The organism is Streptomyces alanosinicus (genome assembly GCF_014650595.1).
GTDB classification, from domain to species: Bacteria; Actinomycetota; Actinomycetes; order Streptomycetales; family Streptomycetaceae; genus Streptomyces; species Streptomyces alanosinicus.
On record NZ_BMVG01000001.1, the window covers coordinates 35,037 to 60,822 of the forward strand.

General features: G+C 70.6%; 18 protein-coding genes and 1 pseudogene. 3 read left to right on the forward strand and 16 right to left on the reverse strand.

Annotation, left to right across the window (positions count from 1 at the left end; all coding sequences use genetic code 11):
* Positions 1-10: 10 nt before the first annotated feature.
* From IE277_RS00180 to IE277_RS00195, 4 genes are all read right to left on the reverse strand, one after another.
* The gene (locus IE277_RS00180; protein ID WP_189947257.1) at positions 11-1,363 is read right to left on the reverse strand and encodes a carbohydrate ABC transporter permease; all 1,353 of its coding nucleotides are present in this window, start codon (positions 1,361-1,363) and stop codon (positions 11-13) included.
* 2 nt (positions 1,364-1,365) lie between these two features.
* Positions 1,366-2,691, reverse strand: a complete 1,326-nt coding sequence (locus IE277_RS00185) for an ABC transporter substrate-binding protein (RefSeq protein ID WP_189947259.1) — start codon at positions 2,689-2,691, stop codon at positions 1,366-1,368.
* A 38-nt stretch (positions 2,692-2,729) separates the two neighbouring features.
* Positions 2,730-4,346: a glycoside hydrolase family 13 protein gene (locus IE277_RS00190; protein ID WP_189947260.1), complete on the reverse strand. Its 1,617-nt coding sequence runs from the start codon at positions 4,344-4,346 to the stop codon at positions 2,730-2,732.
* A 135-nt stretch (positions 4,347-4,481) separates the two neighbouring features.
* Positions 4,482-5,753, reverse strand: a complete 1,272-nt coding sequence (locus tag IE277_RS00195) for an ABC transporter substrate-binding protein (protein ID WP_189947262.1) — start codon at positions 5,751-5,753, stop codon at positions 4,482-4,484.
* A gap of 127 nt (positions 5,754-5,880) precedes the next feature.
* On the opposite strand from IE277_RS00195, the gene IE277_RS00200 reads away from it, so the two are divergent.
* The 3 genes from IE277_RS00200 to IE277_RS00210 are packed head-to-tail and all read left to right on the forward strand — an operon-like array spanning position 5,881 to position 9,466.
* Entirely contained in the window at positions 5,881-6,387 is a 507-nt protein-coding gene (locus IE277_RS00200) for a PadR family transcriptional regulator (RefSeq protein WP_189947264.1), read from the forward strand.
* Entirely contained in the window at positions 6,384-7,154 is a 771-nt protein-coding gene (locus IE277_RS00205; RefSeq protein WP_189947266.1) for an ABC transporter ATP-binding protein, read from the forward strand. Before IE277_RS00200 ends, IE277_RS00205 begins: the two co-directional genes overlap by 4 nt.
* Positions 7,154-9,466 (forward strand): ABC transporter permease, encoded by a 2,313-nt coding sequence (locus IE277_RS00210; RefSeq protein ID WP_189947268.1) that lies wholly within the window; start codon positions 7,154-7,156, stop codon positions 9,464-9,466. Before IE277_RS00205 ends, IE277_RS00210 begins: the two co-directional genes overlap by 1 nt.
* Positions 9,467-9,569: 103 nt before the next feature.
* Here the strand turns inward: IE277_RS00210 and pgi are convergent, their stop codons facing one another.
* The 12 genes and pseudogenes from pgi to uvrC form a co-directional block, all read right to left on the reverse strand.
* Positions 9,570-11,222, reverse strand: a complete 1,653-nt coding sequence (pgi, locus tag IE277_RS00215) for a glucose-6-phosphate isomerase (RefSeq protein WP_189947270.1) — start codon at positions 11,220-11,222, stop codon at positions 9,570-9,572.
* Positions 11,223-11,274: 52 nt separating this feature from the next.
* Positions 11,275-12,260, reverse strand: a pseudogene (locus tag IE277_RS00220) (MFS transporter).
* A gap of 381 nt (positions 12,261-12,641) precedes the next feature.
* On the reverse strand, positions 12,642-12,977 hold the full coding sequence (locus IE277_RS00225) for an RNA polymerase-binding protein RbpA (protein ID WP_003976875.1): 336 nt from the start codon (positions 12,975-12,977) through the stop codon (positions 12,642-12,644).
* Between the two features lie 216 nt (positions 12,978-13,193).
* Positions 13,194-13,424 (reverse strand): preprotein translocase subunit SecG, encoded by a 231-nt coding sequence (secG, locus tag IE277_RS00230; RefSeq protein ID WP_189949133.1) that lies wholly within the window; start codon positions 13,422-13,424, stop codon positions 13,194-13,196.
* 114 nt (positions 13,425-13,538) lie between these two features.
* The gene (gene tpiA / locus IE277_RS46890) at positions 13,539-14,294 is read right to left on the reverse strand and encodes a triose-phosphate isomerase (protein WP_229880729.1); all 756 of its coding nucleotides are present in this window, start codon (positions 14,292-14,294) and stop codon (positions 13,539-13,541) included.
* A gap of 39 nt (positions 14,295-14,333) precedes the next feature.
* A complete protein-coding gene (locus IE277_RS46895; RefSeq protein WP_229880418.1) occupies positions 14,334-15,545 on the reverse strand; it encodes a phosphoglycerate kinase in 1,212 nt (403 codons plus the stop codon).
* 135 nt (positions 15,546-15,680) lie between these two features.
* Positions 15,681-16,688: a type I glyceraldehyde-3-phosphate dehydrogenase gene (gap, locus tag IE277_RS00240; protein WP_030347989.1), complete on the reverse strand. Its 1,008-nt coding sequence runs from the start codon at positions 16,686-16,688 to the stop codon at positions 15,681-15,683.
* A 342-nt stretch (positions 16,689-17,030) separates the two neighbouring features.
* On the reverse strand, positions 17,031-19,985 hold the full coding sequence (locus IE277_RS00245; protein ID WP_189947272.1) for a M14 family metallopeptidase: 2,955 nt from the start codon (positions 19,983-19,985) through the stop codon (positions 17,031-17,033).
* Between the two features lie 172 nt (positions 19,986-20,157).
* Positions 20,158-21,147, reverse strand: a complete 990-nt coding sequence (gene whiA / locus IE277_RS00250; protein ID WP_189947274.1) for a DNA-binding protein WhiA — start codon at positions 21,145-21,147, stop codon at positions 20,158-20,160.
* Complete coding sequence (locus IE277_RS00255) at positions 21,138-22,205, reverse strand: gluconeogenesis factor YvcK family protein (protein ID WP_189947276.1); 1,068 nt, start codon at positions 22,203-22,205, stop codon at positions 21,138-21,140. The genes whiA and IE277_RS00255 overlap by 10 nt, the downstream gene beginning before the upstream one ends.
* A complete protein-coding gene (rapZ, locus tag IE277_RS00260; RefSeq protein ID WP_189947278.1) occupies positions 22,202-23,221 on the reverse strand; it encodes an RNase adapter RapZ in 1,020 nt (339 codons plus the stop codon). The genes IE277_RS00255 and rapZ overlap by 4 nt, the downstream gene beginning before the upstream one ends.
* The gene (gene uvrC, locus IE277_RS00265; protein ID WP_189947280.1) at positions 23,218-25,314 is read right to left on the reverse strand and encodes an excinuclease ABC subunit UvrC; all 2,097 of its coding nucleotides are present in this window, start codon (positions 25,312-25,314) and stop codon (positions 23,218-23,220) included. Before uvrC ends, rapZ begins: the two co-directional genes overlap by 4 nt.
* Positions 25,315-25,786: the final 472 nt, after the last annotated feature.

A 25,786-nucleotide genomic window follows, 5' to 3' on the forward strand; every position in this document is an offset into this window, starting at 1 on the left:
CGCTGACTCCTCATCGTTGGCTCTGCCGGAAGCGGCGGACGTTGAACACCATCGCGGGGACCACCAGGAGCAGGAGCAGCACGCCGAGGGCGCTGCCGAGGCCCTGGTTGTTGCCGCCGCCGAAGGAGACCAGCCACATCTGGGTGGCGAGGACCGTGGCGTCCTCCTGCACGGGTCCGGGCGCGATGATGTAGACGAGGTCGAAGACCTTCATCACATTGATCACCAGGGTCACGAAGACCACGGTGAGCACGGGCGCGAGCAGCGGCACGGTGATCCTGCGGAAGATCTGCCACTCGTTCGCGCCGTCCATCCGCGCGGCCTCCAGCGCGTCCCGGGGCAGCGTGGACAGGCCCGCGCCGATCAGGACCATCGCGAAGCCGGTCCAGATCCACAGGTAGGCGCCGATGATCGCCGGGGTGACGAGCGTCGGTCCGAGCCAGGAGATGCCCTGGTAGGGCGGGGCGAAGTTCGACTCCGGGAGCCTCACCGTGTACGAGCCCGCGTGCAGCCCGGAGAAGGTGAAGGAGCCGTCGGCCGCGGTCGTCGTGGTCGCGACGGTGCCGCCGTCCCGTACCGCCTCGACCTTCATGCCGGGCAGCCCGCTCTCCTTCGGGTCGACCTTGCCCTGCCGGCCGCCACCGCCGGGGGTGAAGTCCAGGTAGGCGACACCGCGCAGCTCACCGGGCGCGGCCTTGCGGCCGGCCGCCGGGTAGGCGGGCGAGGCGTTCTTGGGCAGGTCCGCCGGCAGCACGCCGACCATCGGGAGCATCACCGAGTGGCCGCTGGAGGCGGTCGTCCGGTACGAGCCGTCCCGGTCCTGGGTCAGCAGACCCTCGCGGCCCCGGGCGGTCGGGTACGAGGCCGTGCCCTGGAAGGCGTCGTGGACGGAGACCGCGGCCGCGTTCAGCACGCCCTTGTCCGGGTCCTGGTCGTAGGCGAGCCGGAAGATGATGCCGGCGGCGAGGAAGGACACCGCCATCGGCATGAAGAGCAGCAACTTGAAGGCGGTGGCCCAGCGGACCTTCTCCACCAGGACGGCCAGGATCAGGCCGAGGCCGGTGAGCAGGGCCGGGGCCACGACGACCCAGATGGTGGTGTTGCGGATGGCCTTGAGGGTGGCCGGGTCGCGGAACATCCCGGTGTAGTTGTCGCCGCCCACGAACCGGGCGCCGGAGGCGTCGAAGAAGCTGCGGCCGACGGAGAACAGCACCGGGTAGACGACGAGCGCGCCGAGCAGGAGCAGCGCGGGGAGGACGAAGAGCAGGGCGATCAGCCGGGCGCGCCGCCGGCCGCGGCGCGTGGGCGCCGCACCGGCGGCCCGCGGGCCCGCCTGCTGTTTCACAACAGTGGTCGTGGTCATGCTCAGCCCTGGTAGGCCTTGGCGGCGGCGGACTCCAGCTGTGCCGCGGTGCCCTTCGGGTCCGAGGGGTCGCGCAGGAAGTCCTGCAGGAGCTTCCACTCCCCCGCGCCCTTGGTGCCGCCGAAGGCCGCCGGGGCCTGGTCGGACATGTCGAAGCGGACCGAATCCCCGGCGCCGACCAGGGACTTGGCGATGGCGCGGGAGACATCGTCGCCGTACGAGGCGGGGTCGAGCTTCTTGTTCGGGGAGAGGAAGCCGCCCGCCTTGGCCCAGACGGCGGCGGCCTCGGGGCTGGCCAGGTACTCCAGGAGCTTCATACCGGCCGTGGCGTTCTTGCCGTCCTTGAGGACGACCGCCGCGTCACCGCCGCTGACCACCGGTGCGGTGCCGCCGTCGACCGCGGGGAACGGGAAGAAGTCCGCGTCCTTGCCGATGGTCCTGCCGAACTGGTCGTGCGCGACACCGGCCACGAAGTCGCCCTCGTAGACCATGCCGGCCTCGGGCTTGGGTCCGAACACCTTCTCCACCGAGCTGGGGAAGTCGGTGTTCAGGGCCTCCTGCCGGCCGCCCGCGATGAGCTGCTTGTCCTTGAACAGCTTGCCGAGGGTGGTGAGCGCCTTGACCACGCTCGGATCGGTCCACTTCAGCTTGTGCGCGGCGAGGGCGTCGTACTTCTGGGGTCCGGCCTGGGAGAGGTAGATGTTCTCGAACCAGTCGGTGAGGGTCCAGCCGTCCTGGCCGGCGACGGCGAACGCGGCGAGCCCGGAGTCGGAGACGGTGTGGCCGGCCTTCAGCATCTCGTCGTACGTCTTCGGGGGCTTGACCCCGGCCTGGGCGAGGGCGTCGGGGCCGTACCAGACGGTCGACTTGTGGGCGGCCTTGAAGTACAGGCCGTACAGGGTGCCGTCGACGCTGCCGTACTTCTTCCACACGGGTGCGTAGTCGGCGCTGATGGTCTGCCGGGCGGTCGGTGAGAGCGGCTTGAGCCAGCCCTTCTCGGCGAACTGGTCGAGGACGCCGACCTGCGGGACCATCACGACGTCGGGCGCGTTGCCGCCCTCGATCTTGCTGCCGACGACGGTGGAGACATTGTCGCCGGTGGACACGAACTGGGTCTTGGCGCCGGTCTTGGCGGTGAAGGCGTCCAGCACCTTCTGGAAGTTCTTCTGTTCGCTGCCGGACCAGACGCCGGCCACGGTGACGGTCTGGCCGCTCAGCGCCTTGTCGCCGCCGCCGGCCGAGACCGGTCCGCCGCCGCAGGCGGTGGCGCCGAGCGCGAGGGCGAGGGCGGTGCAGCTCGTGAGCAGGGTGGTGCGTCGTCTCATCATCGTTGATGGCCCTTCGGAGAACGGGAGTTGACGGGGAATCAGAGGCCGGTGTCGGCGAGCCACCAGCCCGCGGTGGCGGCGGGCAGGACGCCGGGCGGGCAGGGGCCGCTGGAGAGCAGCGGGGTGCCGGAGACCGGCGCGGGGGTGGGCGCCGTACCGAAGTTGACGGCGCAGACGAGGCCGTCGCCGCGGGTGAAGGCGAGGACGCCGGGCGGGGTGTCCAGCCAGCGGAGCGTTCCCTCGCCCAACTGGGGCAGCGAGGCGCGCAGTTGGAGTCCGTCGCGGTAGAGGTGCCAGAAGGAGCGGGTGTCGGCGAGGGCGCGGTCGGTGGCGTACTCGGCGAAGTACTCCGGCTGCGGCAGCCATGGCTTGGCGGACTCCGCGCCGGAGGTGAAGCCGAACGGGGAGGCCTGCCCGGACCAGGGCAGCGGCACCCGGCAGCCGTCGCGGATGCGGGCGCGGCTGCCGGTGCGGCGGAATATCGGGTCGGTGAGGACGTCGTCGGGCAGGTCGACGACCTCGGGAAGGCCCAGTTCCTCGCCCTGGTAGATGTACGCGGCTCCGGGCAGCGCCAGCATCAGCAGCGCGGCGGCACGGGCGCGGGCGGGGCCGAGGCCACTGCCTTCCGTGGCGGGTTCGCCGTAGCGGGTGACGGTGCGGACCTGGTCGTGGTTGTTGAGGACCCAGGTGACCGTGGAGCCCGTGCCGGCGATGTCCTCCATGGCCTCGGAGATGACCTTGCGGAAGGCGTCGGCCTCCCAGGGGGCGCCGAGCAGGTCGAAGAAGAAGGCCTGGTGGAGTTCGTCGGGGCGGACGTACAGGGCGTGTTCGCGGGCGGTGGGGACGGAGACCTCGCCGACGAGGAGCCGTTCGCGGCCGTCGCGGACGGTGTATTCCTCGCACACGGCGCGCCACCAGCGCCACACGTCGTGCACCTCGGGCTGGTTCCAGGCGAGCGGGTTGACCGAGTCGCGGGTGCGGGCGTCGGCCTCGGGGTCGTCGGAGTCGGGCAGTTCGGGGTGCTTGTAGAGGCCGGCCGCGACATCGATGCGGAAGCCGTCGACGCCCCGGTCGAGCCAGAAGCGCAGCACGCGGTCGAACTCGGCGGCGACCTCGGGATCGCGCCAGTTCCAGTCGGGCTGTTCGGGGGTGAACATGTGCAGGTACCACTGGCCGTCATCGGCCCTGGTCCAGGCCGGGCCGCCGAACATGGCGTGCCAGTTGTTGGGCGGCTCGCTGCCGTCCGGGCCGCGGCCGTCGGCGAAGTGGAAGCGTGCGCGGGCCGGGCTGCCGGGCTCCGCGGCGAGCGCCGCACGGAACCACGGGTGCTCGCTGGAGCAGTGGTTGGGGACGATGTCGAGCAGCACCCGGATGCCGAGCCGCCGGGCGGCCGCCATCAGCAGGTCGAACTCGGCGAGGTCGCCGAAGAGCGGGTCGACCCCGCAGTAGTCGGCCACGTCGTAGCCGTGGTCGTGCTGCGGCGAGGGATAGAACGGGCTCAGCCAGATGCCGTCGACGCCGAGCTTCTTCAGGTACGGCAGACCGGCCCGGACACCGGCCAGATCGCCGATGCCGTCGCCGGTGCTGTCCAGGAAGCTGCGGACGTACACCTGGTAGATCACCGCGTCACGCCACCAGTGGTACTTACTCAACATGCATGCATGTTAGGTAGCCATGTCGCGAGGGTGTCAATGAAGAGAACAGAAGCTACCGAAGAGTTGGGGTGATAAATCAGGATCTAATCGGGCACACTTCAGTCAGATGAGATTTCCGCGTTACCTAACAAGTAACTAGCGACCGGAGATGGCCGCCAGCTCCCGGGCCAGTCGCCGTACCGCCGCCGCGGGCGTCTCGCGCCCGGTCAGCGCGTCATGCACGACCGCCTGCACCACCAGGCTGACCTGGTCATAGTGGGCGCTCTTGGGGCGCGGGGCGGCGCTGAGCACGGCGGTGCGCAGGGTCGGGAGGTAGGGGAACCGCCGCACCAGCGCGGGATCTTCGTACAGCGCGGCGCGTACGGGCGGCAGCGCACCCCGGGTGAGCACCTGGCGCTGGACGGGCGCGCTGGCGAGGTAGGCGATCAGACGCGCGGCCGAATCGGGGTGCCGGGCATGGGAGTTGACCGCGAGATCGGAGCCGCCGAGCACACTGGTCCCCGGCCCGCCGGGGCCGGGCAGCGGTACGGCGCCGATCTTCCCGGCGACCGCGGAGCCCTTGGCGGAGGCGACGGCGTAGGCGTAGGGCCAGTTGCGCAGGAAGAGCAGTCCGCCGTCCTGGAAGGCCTGCTTGGACTCCTCCTCCTTCCAGGTCAGCGCCGCCTTCGGGATCCAGCCCCGGCGGATGCCGCGGGCGAGGAAACCGATGCCCTCGCGGGCGGCGGCCGAGTCGACGGTGACGCGGGTGCCCTCGTCGCCGAGGATGCTGCCGCCCGCCGAGTAGACGGCTTCGGCGGCGTTCACGGTGAGGCCCTCGTAGGGCAGGAACTGGCCCGCGTAGCCGTCGAGCCCGTACTTCGGCGCGATGGTCCGCGCATCGCGCTCCAGCTCGGCCCAGGTGCGCGGCGGGGGCACGCCCTCCTTGTCGAGGATGTCCTTGCGATAGAGGAGCAGTCCGGCATTCGTGACATACGGGACGGCGTACAGGCGCCCTTCGTATGTGGCGGTGCCGACGACCGGCGGCAGGAAGGTGCCGAGGGGGAACCGTTGTCTCGGAAGGGGCCGTATCCAGCCCGCCGCGGCGAACTCCGAGGTCCAGTTGACGTCGATGTTGAGGACGTCGAACCGGCCCCGGTCGCCGCCGCGCAGATCGGTGGTCATCTGCGCATGGGTCTCGTCCGCGGAGTCCGGCAGCTCGACCAGGGTGACCTTCTCGCCGGGGTGGGTGCGGTTCCAGCCCTGGAGCAGCGGGGCGAGATAGCCCGTGAGGTCGCCGGCGGTGGCCAGGGTGAGCGGGCCGCGGCCCGGGACACCGCCCTCGTCGGCCCGCGCACCGGAGGCCACGTACCCGGCCATGATCACGACCAGTACGAGGAGGCCCCTACCGGCGGCACGTATCCACCGCATAGGTTCCTCCCTGAACACGTACACACGACTTCGGCATCCTCGCCGGGAGTCAGAGGCCATGTATACCTGTTAGGTATGGGCGATACTAGGGCCTGGAGCACATTACGAGAACAGGAGGACAGCACGCGTGCGCCTGCCCCTCCTGGCACTCCTCGCCCGCGGCCCGGCCCACGGCTACGAGCTGAAGCAGGACCTTGAGCAACTGCTGGGCTCCGCGTACCCTCAGCCCAACGTCGGCCAGATCTACGTCACCCTCGGCCGCCTCGAGAAGTCGGGACTGATCGAGGGCGAGGACGTCGAGCAGTCCAGCCGGCCCAACAAAAAGGTCTACCACCTCACCGACGCCGGGCGGGAGGCGCTGCACGCCTGGTTCGAGGAGACCGAGGACGAGCCGCGGGTGCGGGACGAGTTCTTCATGAAGCTCGCCCTCGCCCCGCAGACCGGTCTCGCCGAGCAGATCGCCCTCATCAACAGACAGCGGCGCCAGTACCTCACCACCATGCGCAATCTGTCGAAGCTGGCCGCGGCCGAGAACCGGGACAACCGCATCGCCCACCTGCTCATCGAGGGCGCGATGCTGCATCTGCAGGCCGACCTCGACTGGCTGGAGCGGTGCCAGGAGGAACTGGAATGAGCGAGGACACCGCTCCGGCACCGGTGAGCACTGCGGTGCTGCGCGCCGAGGGCCTGGTGAAGACGCATCACGGCGAGGGCGCGCCGGCGCACGCCGTGCGCGGGGTCGACCTGTCCGTGGCACGGGGCGAGTTCGTGGCGATCACCGGCCCGTCGGGCGCCGGCAAGTCCACCCTGCTGCATCTGCTCGGTGGGCTGCAGCGCCCGGACGAGGGCAGCATCTGGCTCGACGGCCGCCGCACGGACGCCTTCAGCGAGGCGCGCTGGGCGGTGGAGCGCCGCAGGGCCATCGGCATCGTCTTCCAGTTCTTCAACCTGGTGTCGAACCTGTCCGTCGCCGACAACGTCGAGCTGCCCGCCCTGCTCGCCGGAGTCCCGCCGAAGAAGGCCCGCGCCGAACGCGCGACGCTCCTCGCCGAGCTGGGGCTGGAAGGCAAGGAGCGCAGCATGCCGGGCGAGCTGTCCGGCGGCGAGCAGCAGCGGGTCGCGCTCGCCCGCGCGCTGGTCAACCATCCCCCGCTGCTGCTGGCCGACGAGCCCGCCGGGAGCCTGGACAGCAAGGGCACGCGCGAGGTGATGCGGCTGCTGTCCCGCTTCCACGGACGCGGGCAGAGCATCGTCCTCGTCACCCACGACGCCCGGCTGGCGAGCGCCGCCGACCGCGTGATCAGCTTCTTCGACGGGCGTATAGCCGACGACGCCACCCTGGACGGCGTGCCGGTGTCCCGGAGATCGGGGATCTCGGGTGTGCTGGAGCTGAGGGACTGATGGCGGCGGGGCCGCTGGGCAGGGGATCCGGCGTACGGGGCAGCCTGCGCTGGGCGCACTCCGATCTGCGGGCCCATCGCGGCGAGGTGCTGTTCCTGGTGCTCGCCACCGCCGGCATCGTCGCCTCGTTGTTGCTGGCCACCGCCCTGTTCGGGTACGCCACCAACCCCTGGCAGCGGATCTTCACCCAGGCTCGCGGGGCGCATGTGTGGATCCACACCGTGCCGTCCGCCGACGCGCGCGCGACGGCCCGGCTGGACGGCGTCGCGGCGGTGGCCGGCCCCTACCGCACCGAGTCCGCCACCGTCGCCGTACGCGGCACCCGCGCCTCCGTGGAGCTGCGCGGCACCCCCCGGCTGCCCTCCGTCGGCCGGCCGCTGCTCACCGCCGGGCACTGGCTGGACCCGGCCGAACCGGACGGCGTGGTGCTGGAGAGCAGTCTGGCCCGGGCCCTGCTGGCCGAGCCCGGGGACAACCTGACCCTGCCCGGCAGCGCCCGCACCCTGACCGTCGAGGGCATCGCGGACAGCGCCGAGCCCCACTACAGCCCAGACCAGCCCGGGCTGGTCTGGGCGCTGCCGTCCGCCGTGCGCTCTCCCGGCGGCCAGGTGATCGGACTGCGGCTGGCCGACCCGGCCGACACGGACTACGCGGTGCAGCGTGCCGTCACCGTGCTCGGCGCGGGCGCGGTCGGCGAGGTCTCCACCTGGCAGCAGGCGCGCTCCGCGGCCCAGGGCGACAACCGGCTGCTGGGACAGGTGCTCGGGCTGTTCGGTCTCGGCGCGCTGATCGCCGCGGGGTTCGCCGTGCACGGGGCGATCGCCACCCGCATCCGGGGGCATCTGCGGGACCTGTCGGTGCTGAAGGCGATCGGCTTCACACCCGGCCAGGTCGTCCGGATCTTCCTTCTCCAGCACCTGGCGTACGCGCTGCTCGGCTCGATGGCCGCCGCGGCGCTCACCGAGGCGCTGGGCCGCCGGATCCCCGGCCGGCTCGGCGACGCCGTGGGCGTGTGGCAGGGGCTGCCGGGGCACACCGTGGCGCTGTCCGTGGTGCCCCTGGGCGCGGTGCTGTTCATCGGGCTGACCACGACTCTCGCGGCCTGGCGGGCCGGTCGGGTGCCACCGGTTCCGGTGCCGCGCCCGGCCGCACCGGTCGGCGGGCGGCTGACCGGAGCGGCCCGGCGGGCGCTCGGGCTGCGGCTGCCGGCCCCGCTGGTGCTCGGCGTCCACAAGGCATGCGCGGGACGCGGCCGGTCCCTGGCCACCGTGGCCCGGCTCACCCTGCCGCTGCTGCTGATCGTGGTGGCGCTCAGCGCCTGGACCACGATCGACCGTTTCCACAGCCACCCGGACCGCATGGGTCTGCCCACAGCTCTCACGGTCCGCTCCGACGGCGCGCTGGACGCATCCGCCGTGGGGGCCCTGCTGGCCGGTGATCACCGGGTCGCCGCCGCCTATCCCGGGGTCGAGGTCGCCGCGCTGGTCCCCGGCCAGACCGGCACCATCGCGCTGCGCGGCATCGGCACCCGCGCCGAGCCCTACCCCTACGCCCTCGCCGAGGGCCGTGCCGCACGCGGACCGGACGAGGCGGTGGCCGGGCAGGGCCTGCTGGATCTGCTGGACGCCCGGGTCGGCGACTGGGTGCGGATGACCGTGGGCGACCGGCCGCAGATCCTGCACATCGTGGGCCGCAGCATCGAACCGCAGAACGCCGGCCGGGTCGTGACCACCTCCCTGGACACCCTCCGCGCCAACGACCCCGAACTGACCGGCGCCTTCTACCAGTTGCGGCTGCGCCCCGGCGTCGATCCACGGCAGGTGGCCGGCGCGCTGACCCGGGCCGGCCACGGCCATCTGGACGTGCACCGCATGACGAACCCCGCCGACGGCCTGTCCCCGCTGCGCGCGGTCGTCGCCGGACTGATCGCCGTACTGGCCCTGATCGGGCTCGTCGAACTGCTCACCGCCATCGGCGGCGGCGTCCGCGAGGGCGAGCGTGATGTGCTCGCGCTGAAGGCGATCGGCATGTCCCCGCGGCAGATCACCGCGATCACCGTCACGGCGACGAGCTGTACGGCCCTGGCCGCGGTGCTCGCCGGTACGGCGCTGGGGCTGCCGCTGGGCCGCCGGCTGATCGACGCCCAGGGCGGCTCCAGCGGCATCGGGGCCGGTATCGCGCAGTACCCGTCGCCGGTGCTGCTCCTGTCGGTCGGCCTGGCCGCGGTGCTGGGTGCCGCGCTGCTGTCCGCGCTGCCCGCGGGCCGCGCCGCCCGCGGACGGCTCGCGGACACACTCAGCGCGGTGGCCTGACCGGCCTCCCGACCGGCCTCGACCGCAGGCCGCAGGGGGTGTACGGGGCACCGGACGGACACCGGACGGGCTCGCCTCGTCCGATGCCCCGCTCCCTTGGCGGTCAGCTCCGGCCGCGCAGCTTCCGGTACGTGCCGACCAGCGCCTGGGTCGAGGCATCCAGTCCGGGCACCTCCGCGCCCTCGGTCAGGGCGGGCTCCACGCGCTTGGCGAGGACCTTGCCGAGTTCGACGCCCCACTGGTCGAAGGAGTCGATGTTCCACACCGCGCCCTGCACGAACACCTTGTGTTCGTAGAGGGCGATCAGCTGGCCGAGGACGGACGGGGTCAGTTCCTTCGCCAGGACGGTCGTCGTCGGCCGGTTGCCCTGGAAGGTCTTGTGCGCGACCAGTTCCTCCGCCACCCCCTCCGCACGGACCTCCTCGGCGGTCTTGCCGAAGGCGAGCGCCTGGGTCTGGGCGAAGAAGTTGGCCATCAACAGGTCGTGCTGCGCCTTCAGTTCACCCCGCAGCTCGGCGACCGGCTCGGCGAAGCCGATGAAGTCCGCCGGGATCAGCTTGGTGCCCTGGTGGATCAACTGGTAGTAGGCGTGCTGCCCGTTGGTGCCCGGCGTGCCCCAGACGACCGGCCCGGTCTGCCAGTCGGCCTGCCTGCCGTCGCGCGCCACGTACTTGCCGTTGGACTCCATGTCCAGCTGCTGGAGATAGGCGGTGAACCGCGACAGATAGTGGCTGTACGGCAGGACGGCATGCGACTGGGCGTCATGGAAGTTGCCGTACCAGATGCCCAGCAGGCCCAGCAGCAACGGCGCGTTGGCCTCGGCGGGAGCGGTGCGGAAGTGGTCGTCGACCAGCCGGAAGCCGTCGAGCATCTCGCGGAACCGGTCGGGCCCGATCGCGATCATCAGGGACAGGCCGATCGCGGAGTCGTACGAGTACCGGCCGCCGACCCAGTCCCAGAACTCGAACATGTTGTCCGGGTCGATACCGAACTCGGCGACCTTCTCGGCGTTGGTCGACAGGGCGACGAAGTGCCTGGCCACCGCCGAGTTGTCACCGAGGGCGTCCACCAGCCAGCTGCGGGCGGAGGTGGCGTTGGTGATCGTCTCGATGGTGGTGAAGGTCTTGGAGGCGATGACGAACAGCGTCTCGGCCGGGTCCAGGTCACGGGTGGCCTCGTGCAGATCGGCGCCGTCCACATTGGAGACGAAGCGGACCGTGAGGTCGCGGTCGGTGAAGCTGCGCAGCACCTCGTAGGCCATCGCGGGGCCGAGGTCGGAGCCGCCGATACCGATGTTGATCACGTTCTTGATGCGCTTGCCGGTGTGGCCGGTCCAGGCGCCGGAGCGGACGCGGCCCGCGAAGTCGCTCATCTTGTCCAGCACGGCGTGGACCTTCGGGACGACGTTCTCGCCGTCGACCTCGATCACCGCGTCGCGCGGGGCGCGCAGCGCGGTGTGCAGGACCGCGCGGTTCTCGGTGACGTTGATCTTCTCGCCGCGGAACATGGCGTCCCTGAGCCCGAACACGTCCGTGGCGGCGGCCAGCTCGCGCAGCAGCCGCAGCGTCTCGTCGGTGACCAGGTGCTTCGAGTAGTCGATGTACAGATCGCCGACCTGGAGGGTGTACCCCGCGCCGCGCCCGGGATCGGTGGCGAACAGCTCCCTCAGACGGGTGTCGGCCAGCTCCTCCCGATGCTTGGCGAGAGCGGTCCATTCGGGCGTCTGGTTGAGCCTGGTCCGGCCGTCTGCGTTCATTTCCGACTTCCGCCTTCTTTCGTGCCTGTCCCAGCTGTTCCAACCTAATTGATCACCGGAGGACGGGAGCCGTCGTGGCGCCGTCCTCCGGGGCAACAACAGGTACGTCCGGCTTGCGCGCCGGTGTCAGCGAGGTGACCGCCAGGGCGAAGAGGGCGGCCGCGAACAACGCGGGGGCTTGGAGGCCGTACAGCCGGGCCGCGGCCCCGCCGAGGATCGCGCCGAGCGGAGCGCCGGAGGTCGAGGACGTACGGAAGGCGGCGGCGATCCGGCCCGTCATCGAGGCGGGGCTGCGTTGCTGCATCAGCGTGACCTGGTTGACGTTCCACACCATGTTCATCGCGCCGAGCAGGAGCATGCCGGTGATGAGCGCGGCCAGGTGCCGGACGGATCCGATGAGCAGCAGCGACCCCGTCTGCACGGTGCCGGCGACCAGCAGGGCCCGCACTCTCCCGGTGCGGCGCGCCAGCCGCTGGGCGACGAAGCCGCCGGTGATGCTGCCCGCCGAGTACGCCGTCATCGCGGCCGCGTATCCGGCGTCGCCCGCCCCGAGCCAGCGCGTCACATGCAGGGCCAGGGTGGCGATCAGGGCGCCCATCCCGATCTTGCACAGCAGCGTGGCCAGACAGGTCGCCCGCAGCGCCCGGTCGCCCCACAGCGCGCGCAGGCCCGCGCCGATCTCCGTCCTGAGGGTGCTGCCCGCGGGGCGTGGTCCGCGGAGATCTGCTGTCCGGTCACCAATCGGGCGTTGGCGCCGCCGAGGTCCGCACGGTCCACCAGTGAGGGCAGCAGGGCCGTGGCGGCGTTGTCGAAGAGCGTCTGGAGCGTGGTCAGGGCGAAGGCGAGGGCGAGCAGCAGCGGGATCGATGCCTGGCCCAGCCCCACCAGCAGGGCGAACCCGGCCACGAGCAGGCCGCGCACCGTGTCCACGGCCCACATCGCCCGCCGCTGGTCGACCCGGTCGGCGGCGGTCCACAGCCGCCCGAATCCCCCGCGCCACGCAGGTGCGGTCCCGCTCTTCTCCCCCACCGCGGCCATGGCTCCCCCTCACGGTTCTCGCCTTCACGAAAAACCGTAGAGGTCGCCACTGACAATCGGCCGGGCCCGCGGGCGGATACGGCTCCGGCCGGGCAGCTTCACACGCCCGGCCGGTGTCAAGTCCTAGGGCCTGTCCGGCGGATCAGGTCGCGGGAAAGTGACGGTGCCTCATCGGCGCAGGTGAGCGGGGGCTGGTGCGTCCGGCTGCAAGGCGGAGGAATGAGTCGACGCGATGGGGGTGCCCCCGCGGTGGGGGTCCCCCCGCGCGAGCGAAGTCGAGCGTGGGGGAGCTGTCGAGCGTGGGGGAGTCGGCGAGTGACGACAACGCCGCAGATGCGCGCACCAGCCCCCGCGTCCGCGACAGGATCCGCAGGACAGGCCCTAGATCTCGCCCCGCAGTTTGGCGAGCGCCTCGGCGAGGATCGCCTCGCCGTCCGCGTCGCTGCGCCGCTCCCGCACATACGCGAGGTGCGTCTTGTACGGCTCGGTGCGCGGTGGGTCCGGCGGGTTGTCCCGGTCCTGGCCGGCTGGGAAGCCGCAGCGCGGGCAGTCCCAGGTCTCGGGCACCTGTGCGTCGCTGGCGAAGCTCGGCTGGGTCTCATGCCCGTTGGAGCACCAGAAGGAGATGCGCAGACGCGGCGCGGACTCGCCGCGCTCGGCCTCGCCCATCGGCCCCGCCCCGACCCGGCTTCCTCGGATCGCGTTGCCACTTGCCACGGTCGTAACTCCCTGCGTGATGGTGCCGCGAAGCGAGTCGGCGTTCCGCTTCGCTGCGAGCGCCTCAGTCTACGTAAGGCCCAACGCGCGTCCAGTCATTGGAGTTACAACCCCCACACCCAGACGCAAGCCCCATGATAGGCCGCGCTCAGGAGCACGTACCGAACATGGGGCCTTACGTACCGAATATGCGTGATGTGTGTGCTGAACGGAGAATCAGCTGTTCGTCTTCATCAGCATGCCGAGGACGATGATGCTCGCGAACCACAGCAGACCGACCACGATGGTGATGCGGTCGAGGTTGCGCTCGGCGACCGAGGAGCCGCCGACGGAGGACTGCATACCGCCGCCGAACATGTCGGAGAGGCCGCCGCCCTTCCCCTTGTGCATCAGCACCAGCAGCATCAGCAGCAGGCTGAAGACGATCAGGGCGATCGAGAACCCCAAAACCACGGCTGGACCAACTTCCTCGGATTCGGATGGACGACAAGGGCACAGCACATCGGCTGTGCCCCCGCAAGGGTACGACGTATCGCCGCTACCGCCTACTCACAGCTCGTCCTACTGATCGCGGAATCGCACGATCTTGACGAACTCGTCGGCGTCCAGCGAGGCGCCGCCGACCAGGGCACCGTCGATGTCGGCCTGGGCCATGATCTCGGCGACGTTGCCCGACTTCACGGAGCCGCCGTACTGGATGCGGACCTTGTCGGCCACGTCCTGCGAGTACAGCTCGGCGATCTTGGCGCGGATGGCGGCGCAGACCTCCTGGGCGTCCTCGGAGCCGCAGACCTTGCCGGTGCCGATGGCCCACACGGGCTCGTAGGCGATCACGACGGTCTCGGCCTGCTCGGCGGACAGGTCCTTCAGACCGCCCTCCAGCTGGGCGAGGGTGTGGGTGACGTGGTTGCCCGCCTCGCGGACGTCCAACTCCTCGCCGACGCACAGGATCGGGGTGAGGCCGTGCTTGTAGGCGGCCTTGACCTTGGCGTTGACCAGTTCGTCGGTCTCGTTGTGGTACTGGCGGCGCTCGGAGTGGCCGATGGCCACGTACGTGCACTTCAGCTTGGCCAGCATGGGGCCGGAGATCTCGCCGGTGTAGGCACCGGAGTCCTGCGCCGAGATGTCCTGGGCACCGTACTTGATCTTGAGCTTGTCGCCGTCGACCAGGGTCTGCACAGAGCGCAGGTCGGTGAAGGGCGGCAGGACGGCGACCTCGACGGCCTCGTAGTCCTTGTCGGCCAGGGCGAAGGCGAGCTTCTGGACGTGCGCGATGGCCTCAAGGTGGTTGAGGTTCATCTTCCAGTTGCCCGCCATCAGCGGCGTGCGCCCGGAAAGATTCGATGCTGCCAAAGGTCAGTCCTCCAGTGCGGCGAGACCGGGGAGCGTCTTGCCCTCGAGGTATTCGAGGGAGGCGCCGCCACCGGTCGAGATGTGGCCGAATGCATTCTCGTCGAAGCCGAGCGTGCGCACGGCGGCGGCGGAGTCACCGCCGCCGACGACGCTGAACCCGTCCGAGTCGACGAGTGCCCGGGCGACCGCGCTGGTGCCCTCGGCGTAGTCGGGGTGCTCGAAGACGCCCATGGGACCGTTCCAGAAGACGGTCGCGGCGTCGGCGAGCTTCGAGGCGTACAGCTCTCGGGTCTTCGGGCCGATGTCCAGGCCCTCCTGGTCGGCGGGGATCTTGTCCGCGTCGACCGTGGTGTGCTCGGTCGGCTTCTTGGCCTTCAGGTCCGGGAACTCCCGGGAGACCACGACGTCGACGGGGAGCACCAGTTCCACGCCCTGCTTCTCGGCGCGCTCCATGTACTCGGTGACGGTCGGAACCTGGTCCTCCTGCAGGAGGGAGATGCCGACCTCGTAGCCCTTGGCCTTGAGGAAGGTGTAGGCCATGCCGCCGCCGATGAGCAGGCGGTCGGCCTTGCCGAGCAGTTCGTCAATCACGGCGAGCTTGTCGGAGACCTTGGCGCCGCCGAGCGCGACGACGTAGGGGCGCTTGACGTCCTCGGTGAGCTTCTTCAGGACGCCGACCTCGGTGGCGATGAGGTAGCCGGCGTAGTGCGGCAGCCTCTTCGGCAGGTCGTAGACGGAGGCGTGCCCCCGGTGCACCGCGCCGAAGCCGTCACCGACGTAGACGTCGGCGAGAGCGGCCAGCCGGTCGGCGAACTCGCCGCGCTCGGTGTCGTCCTTGGCGGTCTCGCCCGCGTTGAAGCGCAGGTTCTCGATGACCGCGACCTGGCCGGGCTGGAGGCCGTCGACGGCGTCGTGGGCGGCCGGGCCGACGGTGTCCTGGGCGAAGGCGACCGGGGCGCCGAGGAGTTCCCCGAGGCGCTCGGCGGCGGGCAGCAGCGAGAAGGCGGGGTCCGGGGCGCCCTTGGGGCGGCCCAGGTGTGAGGCGACGATCACCTTGGCGCCGGCGTCCGCGAGGGCCTTGACGGTGGGCAGGACGGCGCGGATCCGGCCGTCGTCGGTGATCGTGGTCCCGTCCAGCGGCACGTTGAGGTCGGCGCGGACGAAGACCCGCTTGCCGCTCACGCCGTCGGCGAGTAGTTCGTCGATCGTCTTCATTGAGTGGACTCCATAGGAGGGCTCGTGGTGCACCTGATCGTATGAGGACGTGGTCCGGACGCGAGAGCAGGGCTCGGGCAACGCGACGGTGCGCTGCCCGAGCCCTGCTCTCACTTCAAGGTCTTGCTGCGACGATCAGAGCTGGTTGCCGACGAAGACCGTGAGGTCCACGAGGCGGTTGGAGTAGCCCCACTCGTTGTCGTACCAACCGATGACCTTCACGTTCTTGCCCTCCTGGACCATGGTCAGGGAGGAGTCGAAGGTGCAGGAGGCCGGCTCGTTGACGATGTCGGAGGAGACGATCGCGTCCTCGGTGTACTCCAGAAGGCCCTTCAGCTCGCCCTCGGCGGCCTTCTGGAAGGCGGCGTTGACCTCTTCCTTGGTGACCTCACGGCCGAGCTCGACGACCAGGTCGGTGACCGAGCCGGTCGGGACCGGGACGCGCATGGCGATGCCGTCCAGCTTGCCCTTGAGCTGCGGCAGGACCAGCGCGGTGGCCTTGGCGGCACCGGTGGTGGTCGGGATGATGTTCTCGGCGGCGGCACGGGCGCGGCGCAGGTCCTTGTGCGGGAAGTCCAGGATGCGCTGGTCGTTCGTGTACGCGTGCACCGTGGTCATCAGACCCTTGACGATGCCGAAGTTCTCGTCGAGGACCTTCGCCATCGGCGCCACACAGTTGGTGGTGCAGGAGGCGTTGGAGATGACGTGGTGGTTCGCCGGGTCGTACTTGTCCTGGTTGACGCCCATCACGATGGTGATGTCCTCGTCCTTGGCCGGAGCCGAGATGAGGACCTTCTTGGCGCCGCCGGCGATGTGCTTGGCGGCGTCTTCCTTCTTGGTGAAGATGCCGGTCGACTCGATGACGATGTCGACGCCCAGCTCGCCCCAGGGGATGTCGGCCGGGTTGCGCTCGGAGAGCACCTTGATGGTGTGGCCGTCCACGGTGATGGTGTCGGCGGTGTGGGAGACCTCCTGCTTGAGGCGACCCAGGATCGTGTCGTACTTGAGCAGGTGCGCGGTGGTCGCGGTGTCACCCAGGTCATTGACAGCAACAACCTCGATGTCCGCCCCCTGCTCGAGCAGCGCGCGGAAGTAGTTGCGACCGATGCGGCCGAAGCCGTTGATGCCTACGCGGATCGTCACGAACCGATCTCCTCGTGGTACGCCGGCCATGCGGTGCCGGCGAGCTCTGTTTGGGATGTCCCCGACCACCACCGACCCTACCTCCCTGCGGGCCCCGGGGTGACATCGAGATGGCCCATACACGGGCAGGCGGTCCGTACCCGCCAGTAGGGGTACGGACCGTCCCGGATCGACAGTGGATTCACCCGTATTTGGTACGGAATATCGGGCGGTTTTTACGCCGACTTCACTCGTTCGTGAGCGGGTCGGCTCACTTGATCAGGGCCCCTTTCATGCACTGCTGAGAGGCCTCCCGCTCACCTGTTGGAACAAGGCGGGCGGGATCTGTCAACGTGACGGCCCTCACCGGCCGAGCGCCGCGAACGCCTTCCTCGCCAGGGCTGCCCGGTCCGCCGCCGACGGCACCTGCTCCAGACCGAAGCCCAGCAGCACGGTGTCGTCCGTGGTGACCGCGCCGTACGTCTGGAACAGCGTCCCCGAGCGCGCCCAGTCCTTCTGGACGGCGGGGCTGCCCGCGGGCGGCCCCGCCACGTGCCAGGCCCCGAGGGACGACTCGAATCCCTCGGTCTCCTTCGCCACGCCGCCGGCCACGAGCGAGGCGTCGTCGACGAGGACGCCGTGTCCGCCCGTGCCCGGGTCGGTGATGTAGCTGATCGACACCTCGACGGACTTGCCCGCGAAGGCGCTCAGATCGAAGGAGACCTGCCGCCAGCCGCCGGAGCTGCCGGTGAGGCTGTTGAAGGTGCCGCTCGTGCCGCTCGCGGTGCAGGCGTTGTCCGCGAGCGTCAGATAGTGCTTCAGCCAGGGGTGCTCCGCGATCAGGAACCCCTGCCCGCAGTCGGCCGGCACGGCGTTCTTCGTGGCCCCTGAGGCCTCCGGCAGGGTCGTCCAGTCGTCGGCGCCCACGGTGTGCGTCTCGATCACCGCGTGGTCGTACCCCGGTTCGGTGTCCCACAGCAGCCGGGCGCTCAGGGCCGGCTTGTCGGCGGCGCTGACACCGGTGAGGTCGATGGTGCGGGCAAGGCGCTTATAGGCGTCGTCGGTGTGCACGGCAGCGGCCATGTACGACCCCGAGTAGGGCCCGTACGGATTGACCGTCCCCGCGAACCGGCCCGCGCCCACGCTCTTGAACTGCGGATACGTGGCGGCCGGCAACGCGTCGGAGGTGACGCCGTAGGTGCCGGCCGCGTCCAGCGGATTGCCGGGCGTGTCGCTGAGGGCGCCGGAGTAGCCGTCGAGGGCTCCGGAGCCGGTGAAGCCGGTGGCGCCCTTGGTCGACGTACGGCTGTAGGCGCCCAGGTAGTACTGGCTGAAGTCGTCCGAGGGGGTCCCGTCGCCCAGGTCGACGCTGCCGCCGGCCCGCTCACCGGCCTCGATCAGCCTGCCGCCCTCGTTCAGATAGGCGCGCAGTTGCAGCTGGGTGGCGTTGCCGGGGCCGTTCGCGCCGGAGTAGTGCATGACGGTCCGGAAGTGCTTCAGCACGCCGAGCGCGTCCGGCGCGCCCTGCGTGGCGACGTCCCACACGATCGCCTTGTGCCCGGCCGCCCCGGCAGCGTCCACGTACTTCTGCGCCTGCGTGGCCGCCGCGCCCTCCTCGGCGACGACGAGCGTGTCGGCCTCGGGCCGCTGGGCCACCGTGTAGGTGAAGTGCGAGCTGGAGACCTTCTTACCGCTCTCCGTCTCGCCGGTGAACCACACCTCGACCTTGTCGCCCGGCCGGCCGTCCCGCACCTCGGCCCGGTACGCGTCGAAGTACAGGTCGTCCTCGCCGCCGTAGGTCTCGCCGCCCCTCCAGTGCCGCAGCGCTTGGTCGAGGACGCGGCCGCCGTTGACGCGGTACTTCAGCTCCTTGTCACGGACCGCCTTGCGGACGACGACGGAGACCTCCTGGTCCGCCCCCCGGGAGTACGACGTGGGGAACGCGGCCGGGGTGAAGTCGGCGGCGCTCAGCCCGACCGAGGAACGGGGCCGGTCGGGGTGTGCGGCGGTCTCGGCGACGGAGAGCGCGAACGGGATGTTCTTGGCGAACTCCTGCTGGATCAGCTTCTCGTCGTCGGGGAACTCGAACACCGACCGGCAGTCCTCGGGCCGCCACGCGTCGTTCGGGTCGACGTTCGCCGCGGTCGCGCAGGTCGACATCTCGGGCGTGAACATCGCGACGCCGTTGACGTTCGACGCGTGTCCGTCCGCCTCGCCGTTGGTGGTGTACAGCTCCGAGGAGAGCTGTGAACGGTAGCCGGGGATGGCCGGGTTGTCCGGGGTGCCGGCGAGCGCCTTGTAGAGGACATCGTCCGGGGTGGGCGTGGCGACCTGCCAGCCGACGCCGTAGAGGAGCAGTTCGGCGGCCGAGTGGTAGTTGACGGCGTATCTGAACCCGATGCGTTTCTCGAAGCCGTCCAGCGCCTTGGTCTCGGGCTCGGACTCGGGGCTCGCGCCCCGGTAGGTCTCACTGGTGGGATTGGGGGACGAACCCTCGTCGTCGTAGCCCCACTTGTAGGGGAAGTTGCGATTGAGGTCGACGCCGTCGCCCGGGCCGATGACGCCGTCGCCGTTGACGTCGCGCAGGTTCTTGCGCCACAGGCGGGTCCCGGAGTTCTTGAACGTGTAGTCGTAGCCGTCGGGGTTGGCCGAGATCACGAACCACAGTTCCGTCGAGTCGACGATCTTCCGGATCTGCCGGTCGGTGCGGTAGTGGTCCAGGTAGTAGTGCATCAGCCGCCGGGTCATCTCGGGCGTGATCCACTCGCGCGCGTGCTGGTTGGACAGGTACAGCACGGACGGCTTGGCGCCGTCCCTCGTCCGCGCCGCGTTCCTGGTCAGTTTGAGCGCGAGGATGTCCTGGCCGTCCACCGTCTTCCCGATGGACTCGACCTTGGTGAGGCCGGGGTTGGCCTGGGCGGTCCGGAGGATCTCCTCCTTGAGCCCGCCGCTGCCACCGTAGGGGCGGAACACGCCCTGGGACGCCTTCTCGACCCGTGCCAGCGCCTTGGCCGGGACGGTGTGCTCGGTGAGGTCGACGCCCTGTCCGCGGAGCTTGGCGGCCTGACGGTCGGTGAGATAGACCTCGACCTCGGACCGTCCGCTTCCGGTGACCTGCTCGCCGAGTTCGTCACCGTCCTGACCGGCCTTGAGAAGCAGCGGGATCTGCTGCTTGGTGACATCGGCGCGGAAGACCTTGATCTGGTCCGGGTCGGACGTCACCGGACGTCCGCTCTGCGCCTGGGCCACGGGTGCGAGGCTCGCTCCGCCGATCAGGAGCGCGCCGACAGCGAGGATCGATCTCGCTCTGTGTCTCATGAACCCCCCTAGCGGTGGTCCGCCACAGCGGCGAACAGGTTGCCAGGCTCATGTCAGTCCATGATCGAGTCAAGAGCGCCTGACAGCCACGCAAATGAAGAGGCGTCAGACACGCGAAGGCCTGTGCCGGAGCCCCGACTGGGCTCCGGCACAGGCTCGTCGACGTGGTGGGTCAGCCGACGAGGTTGTCCGCCAGCTCCTCCGAGAGGTTCGCCTCCGTGCCCGGGATGCCCAGGTCGGCGGCGCGCTTGTCGGCCATCGCCAGCAGCCGGCGGATCCGACCCGCGACCGCGTCCTTGGTCAGCGGCGGGTCGGCGAGCGCGCCCAGCTCCTCCAGGGAGGCCTGCTTGTGCTCCATGCGCAGCCGGCCCGCGGCGGCGAGGTGCTCGGGCACCTCCTCGCCCAGGATCTCCAGGGCCCGCTGCACGCGGGCGCCCGCGGCGACGGCGGCACGGGCCGAACGGCGCAGGTTGGCGTCGTCGAAGTTGGCGAGCCGGTTGGCCGTCGCCCGCACCTCGCGGCGCATCCGGCGCTCCTCCCAGGCCAGCACCGACTCATGCGCACCGAGCCGGGTCAGCAGCGCGCCGATCGCGTCACCGTCCCGGACCACCACCCGGTCCACGCCCCGCACCTCACGGGCCTTCGCGGCGATCGACAGCCGGCGGGCGGCGCCGACCAGCGCGAGCGCGGCCTCCGGACCCGGGCAGGTCACTTCCAGGGAGGAGGAACGGCCCGGCTCGGTCAGCGAACCGTGCGCCAGGAAGGCCCCGCGCCAGGCCGCCTCGGCGTCGCACGTGGCCCCGGAGACCACCTGTGGGGGCAGGCCACGGATCGGACGCCCCCGGCCGTCCACGAGCCCCGTCTGGCGGGCCAGCTGGTCACCGCCCGCGACGACCCGGACGACATACCGCGAGCCGCGGCGCAGCCCGCCGGGAGCCATCACGATCAGCTCGGAACTGTGCCCGAAGATCTCCAGGATGTCCCGCTTGAGCCGGCGGGCCGCCATCGCGGTGTCCAGCTCCGCCTCGATCACGATGCGCCCGCTCACCAGGTGAAGGCCGCCGGCGAACCGCAGAATGGCGGAGACCTCCGCCTTCCTGCAGCAGGTCCGGGTGACGGGGAGCCGAGAGATCTCGTCCTTCACCGCTGCCGTCATCGCCATGGGCCGATCCTTCCATGCATCCGAAAAATACGGTCGTACGCGGCGGCCAGCAGCTCCGGATCGTGCCGGGGTGATCCATCGGTCCGGGCCACCGGAGCCAGCTCGACCGCGGCTCCCAGCCTTTTGGCGGCCTCGGTGAGCAAGTCGCGGTCGGGCACGGCGGCCTCGTCGGCCAGCACCACGTCCAGGGCGAGTTTAGGGGCGTGTCGCCCCAAAACCTCCAAATGACGCTGCGGGGAGAAGCCCTCGGTTTCTCCCGGCTGCGGGGCGAGGTTCAGGGACAGCACCTTGCGCGCCTTGGTCTCGGTCAGGGCGTCCAGCAGCTCGGGGACGAGCAGATGCGGGATGACCGAGGAGAACCAGGAGCCGGGACCGAGCACCACCCAGTCCGCGTCCAGGACCGCCGCCACGGCCTCCGGGACCGCCGGCGGGTCGTTCGGCACGAGATGCACCGACTGCACCTCGCCGGGCGTGAGCGCGACCGTCGCCTGCCCGCGCACCGTGTCCACCGCCTCCGGACGCTCCGGGTCATGCCCCTTGACCAGGGCCTGCAGCTCCAGCGGTACGGCAGACATGGGCAGCACGCGGCCGTGCGCGCCGAGCAGCCTGCCGACCAGGTCCAGGGCCTGCACATGGTCGCCGAGCTGCTCCCACAGGGCGACGATCAGCAGATTGCCGACCGCGTGCTCGTGCAGATCGCCCTGGGACTGGAAGCGGTGTTGGATGACCCGGGCCCAGGTCTGGCCCCAGTCGTCGTCGCCGCACAGCGCGGCCAACGCCTTGCGCAGGTCACCGGGCGGCAGCACGCCCAGCTCGTCACGCAGCCGGCCGCTGGAACCGCCGTCGTCGGCCACGGTGACGACGGCGGTGAGGTCGCCGGTGATCCGGCGCAGCGCGGCGAGCGAGGCGGACAGGCCCATGCCGCCGCCGAGTGCGACCACCTTGGGCTGCGCGCCGCGCCGGCGGGGCCGGCCGCCGCGGGCCTCGGCCGGGCGTCCGGCCCGGGCCTCGGGCACCATGCGGCGCAGCCGGCTCAGCCGCGGTGTACGTTCCGTCATTCCCGTCCCATGTCCCGGTGTACAAGCACCGTCTCCACGCCCTCGGCCGCGAGGCGCGCGGCGAGCTTCTCCGACATCGCGACCGAGCGATGCTTGCCGCCGGTACAGCCGATGGCGATGGTCACATACCGCTTGCCCTCGCGCCGGTAGCCGGCCGCGATCATCCGCAGCAGTTCGGCGTACCGGTCGAGGAACTCCTTCGCGCCCGGCTGGTTGAACACATAGTCGGAGACCTCCTCGTTCAGACCGGTGAAGGGCCGCAGCTCCGGGACCCAGTGCGGGTTGGGCAGGAAGCGCATGTCCGCGACCAGGTCGGCGTCTACCGGGAGGCCGTACTTGAAGCCGAAGGACATCACGGTGGCCCTCAGCTCGGGTTCCTCGTCGCCGGCGAACTGGGCGTCCATCTTGGCGCGCAGCTCGTGCACATTGAGGCTGGAGGTGTCGATCACCAGGTCGGCGTCGCCGCGCAGCTCACGCAGCAGCTCACGCTCGGCGGCGATGCCGTCGACGATACGGCCGTCGCCCTGCAGCGGGTGCGGGCGGCGCACCGACTCGAAGCGACGCACCAGGGCCTCGTCGGAGGACTCCAGGAAGACGATGCGCCGGGTGACGCCCCGGGTGTCCAGGTCGGCGAGGGACTCGCGCAGATTGTCGAAGAAGCGCCGGCCGCGTACGTCCACGACGACCGCGATCCGCGCCACATTGCCCTGTGAGCGGGCGCCCAGCTCCACCATGGTGGGGATGAGGGCGGGCGGGAGGTTGTCCACGACGAACCAGCCGAGGTCCTCCAGACACTTGGCCGCCGTCGACCGTCCCGCTCCGGACATACCGGAGATGATCACCAGCTCGGGGATGGCCGCTTCGGGTCCTCCGGCCGGCGTACCGTCCGTGCTCACCTGTGCTCCGTTTTCCTGGGCCGCGGGCTGCTCGCCGGCCGCGGCACGCGGCTGGTCCTGGCCCGCTTCCTCATGGGCCCGATCTCGCTCCGCTGTGGGCTGTTCCTTGTGCTCGGTCATGTCTCCTGCCCCCGTCGTTCGTCCGGAAGGCCCGCGGTTACGGGCTCCCCCGAGGAACCGCCCGTCGTGTCCGGTTCCTCGTCTTCAATGATCTCTCCGGTCGCCGTGTTCACGGCGGGTGCGGCCGGGGCCGCCTGGGCGAGGGCCACGGCGATGGTCTCGGCCGTCTTCCGGCCTATCCCGGGTACCTCCTGGATCTGTTCGATTGTGGCGGACCGCAGCTTCTTCACCGAGCCGAAATGCTTGATGAGCGCCTGTTTACGGGTCTCGCCGAGTCCGGGGACGTCGTCCAGGGGGCCGGCCCGGAAGCGCTTGGCGCGCTTGGCACGCTGGTAGGTGATCGCGAACCGGTGGGCCTCGTCCCGCACGCGCTGGAGCAGATACAGGCCTTCGCTGGTGCGGGGCAGGACCACCGGGTCGTCGTCGCCGGGCAGCCAGACCTCCTCCAGGCGCTTGGCGAGGCCGCAGACGGCGATGTCGTCGATGCCCAGCTCGTCGAGGGCGCGGCTCGCCGCGGCGACCTGGGGCTGTCCGCCGTCGACGACGACCAGCTGGGGCGGGTAGGCGAATTTCTTGGGGCGGCCCTCGTCGTCCTTGAGGGAGTCTGTGATCACGTCCGTGCCGGTGAGCGCGCTGTCGCCGTCGGTGAGGGCGTCCTCGGTGCCGGGGTCCTCGGCCCACTCCCCCGTCCTCTCCTTCTCGGCGAGGTAGCGCTTGAAGCGGCGGGTGATCACCTCGTGCATGGAGCGGACGTCGTCCTGGCCCGCGAAGCCCTTGATCTGGAAGCGGCGGTACTCGCTCTTGCGCTGGAGGCCGTCCTCGAAGACGACCATGGAGGCGACCACGTCGTCGCCCTGGAGATGCGAGATGTCGTAGCACTCGATGCGCAGCGGGGCGCTGTCCAGGTCGAGGGCCTCGGAGATCTCCTCCAGGGCGCGCGAGCGCGTGGTCAGGTCGGAGGCACGCTTGGTCTTGTGCAGCACGAGGGCCTGCTGGGCGTTGCGCTCCACGGTCTCCATGAGTGCCCTCTTGTCGCCGCGCTGCGGGATGCGCAGCGAGACATTGGCCCCTCGGCGGCCGGTCAGCCACTCCTGGACGGGCAGGGCCGGCTCGGGCAGCGCCGGAACCAGGACCTCCTTGGGGACCGCGTCCCCGCTCTCCTCGCCGTAGAGCTGCTGCAGGGCGTGCTCGACGAGCGCGCCGGTGGTGATCTCCTCGACCTTGTCGGTCACCCAGCCGCGCTGGCCGCGCACCCGGCCGCCCCGCACATGGAAGATCTGCACGGCCGCCTCCAGCTCGTCCTCGGCGACGGCGATGAGGTCGGCGTCGGTCGCGTCGGCGAGCACGACGGCGTTCTTCTCCATGGCCTTCTTCAGGGCCTCGATGTCGTCGCGCAGCCGGGCGGCCCGCTCGTACTCCATCTCCTCGGCCGCCTGGGTCATCTGCTTCTCCAGACGGCGGAGGTAGGTGCCGGTGCGGCCGGCCATGAAGTCGCAGAACTCCTCGGCCAGCTCCAGGTGGTCCTCGGGGGTGATCCTGCCGACGCAGGGAGCGGAGCACTTGCCGATGTAGCCGAGCAGGCAGGGGCGGCCGGTGCGGGCGGCGTTCTTGAACACGCCGGCCGAGCAGGTGCGCACCGGGAACACGCGCAGCAGCAGGTCGACGGTGTCCCGGATGGCCCACGCGTGCCCGTACGGCCCGAAGTACCGGACGCCTTTCTTCTTGTGACCGCGCATCACCTGCACGCGCGGGAACTCCTCGCTCATCGTCACCGCGAGGTACGGGTAGCTCTTGTCGTCGCGGTACTTGACGTTGAACCGGGGGTCGTACTCCTTGATCCAGGAGTACTCCAGCTGGAGCGCCTCGACCTCCGTGGACACCACGGTCCATTCCACGGACGCGGCGGTGGTCACCATCGTCCGGGTGCGCGGGTGCAGGTTCGCCAGGTCCTGGAAGTAGTTCGCCAGGCGCTGGCGCAGGCTTTTCGCCTTTCCGACGTAGATCACCCGGCGGTGCTCGTCACGGAACCTGTACACCCCGGGAGAGTCCGGGATCTCGCCCGGCCTGGGGCGGTAGCTGGAGGGGTCGGCCATGTCTCACACCCTACTGGCGAGCACCGACACCGCGTCGGGCCTGTGGACAACCCCCACCCCCGTGCCGCTCACCCGTCCACGCGTCCTGCCGTGCCCACCAGCGGAAGGCCCCTACCGATCACGTGCCGGCCAGGTTTCGGGACGGCCCTCGGTGATCCGCCGCCGCAGGGCGATGACCACCTTCTCTCGGCCGTCACCGTCATGTGATCACCGGCGGATGTCCAGCTCTCCGTCACGGTCTCCGTCACGCGCCTGTCTTCCCTTCGGCGGCGCGGGCGGGGGGACGGCCCGTGCCGGACCGCTCCGGCACGACGTCGCAAGCCGGTCGGCTTCGGTCGTGGCGGGTTCGAGGTGTTGTCGGGGTCTGGTCAACACGCTTCAATGCGGGGGAACTCGGGGCCGGTGCACGCACGCGTACGGGGGCGGCGTGCGCGGGTACGGGCGTCAACGGCGCCCACGGGGGTGGCCCCGC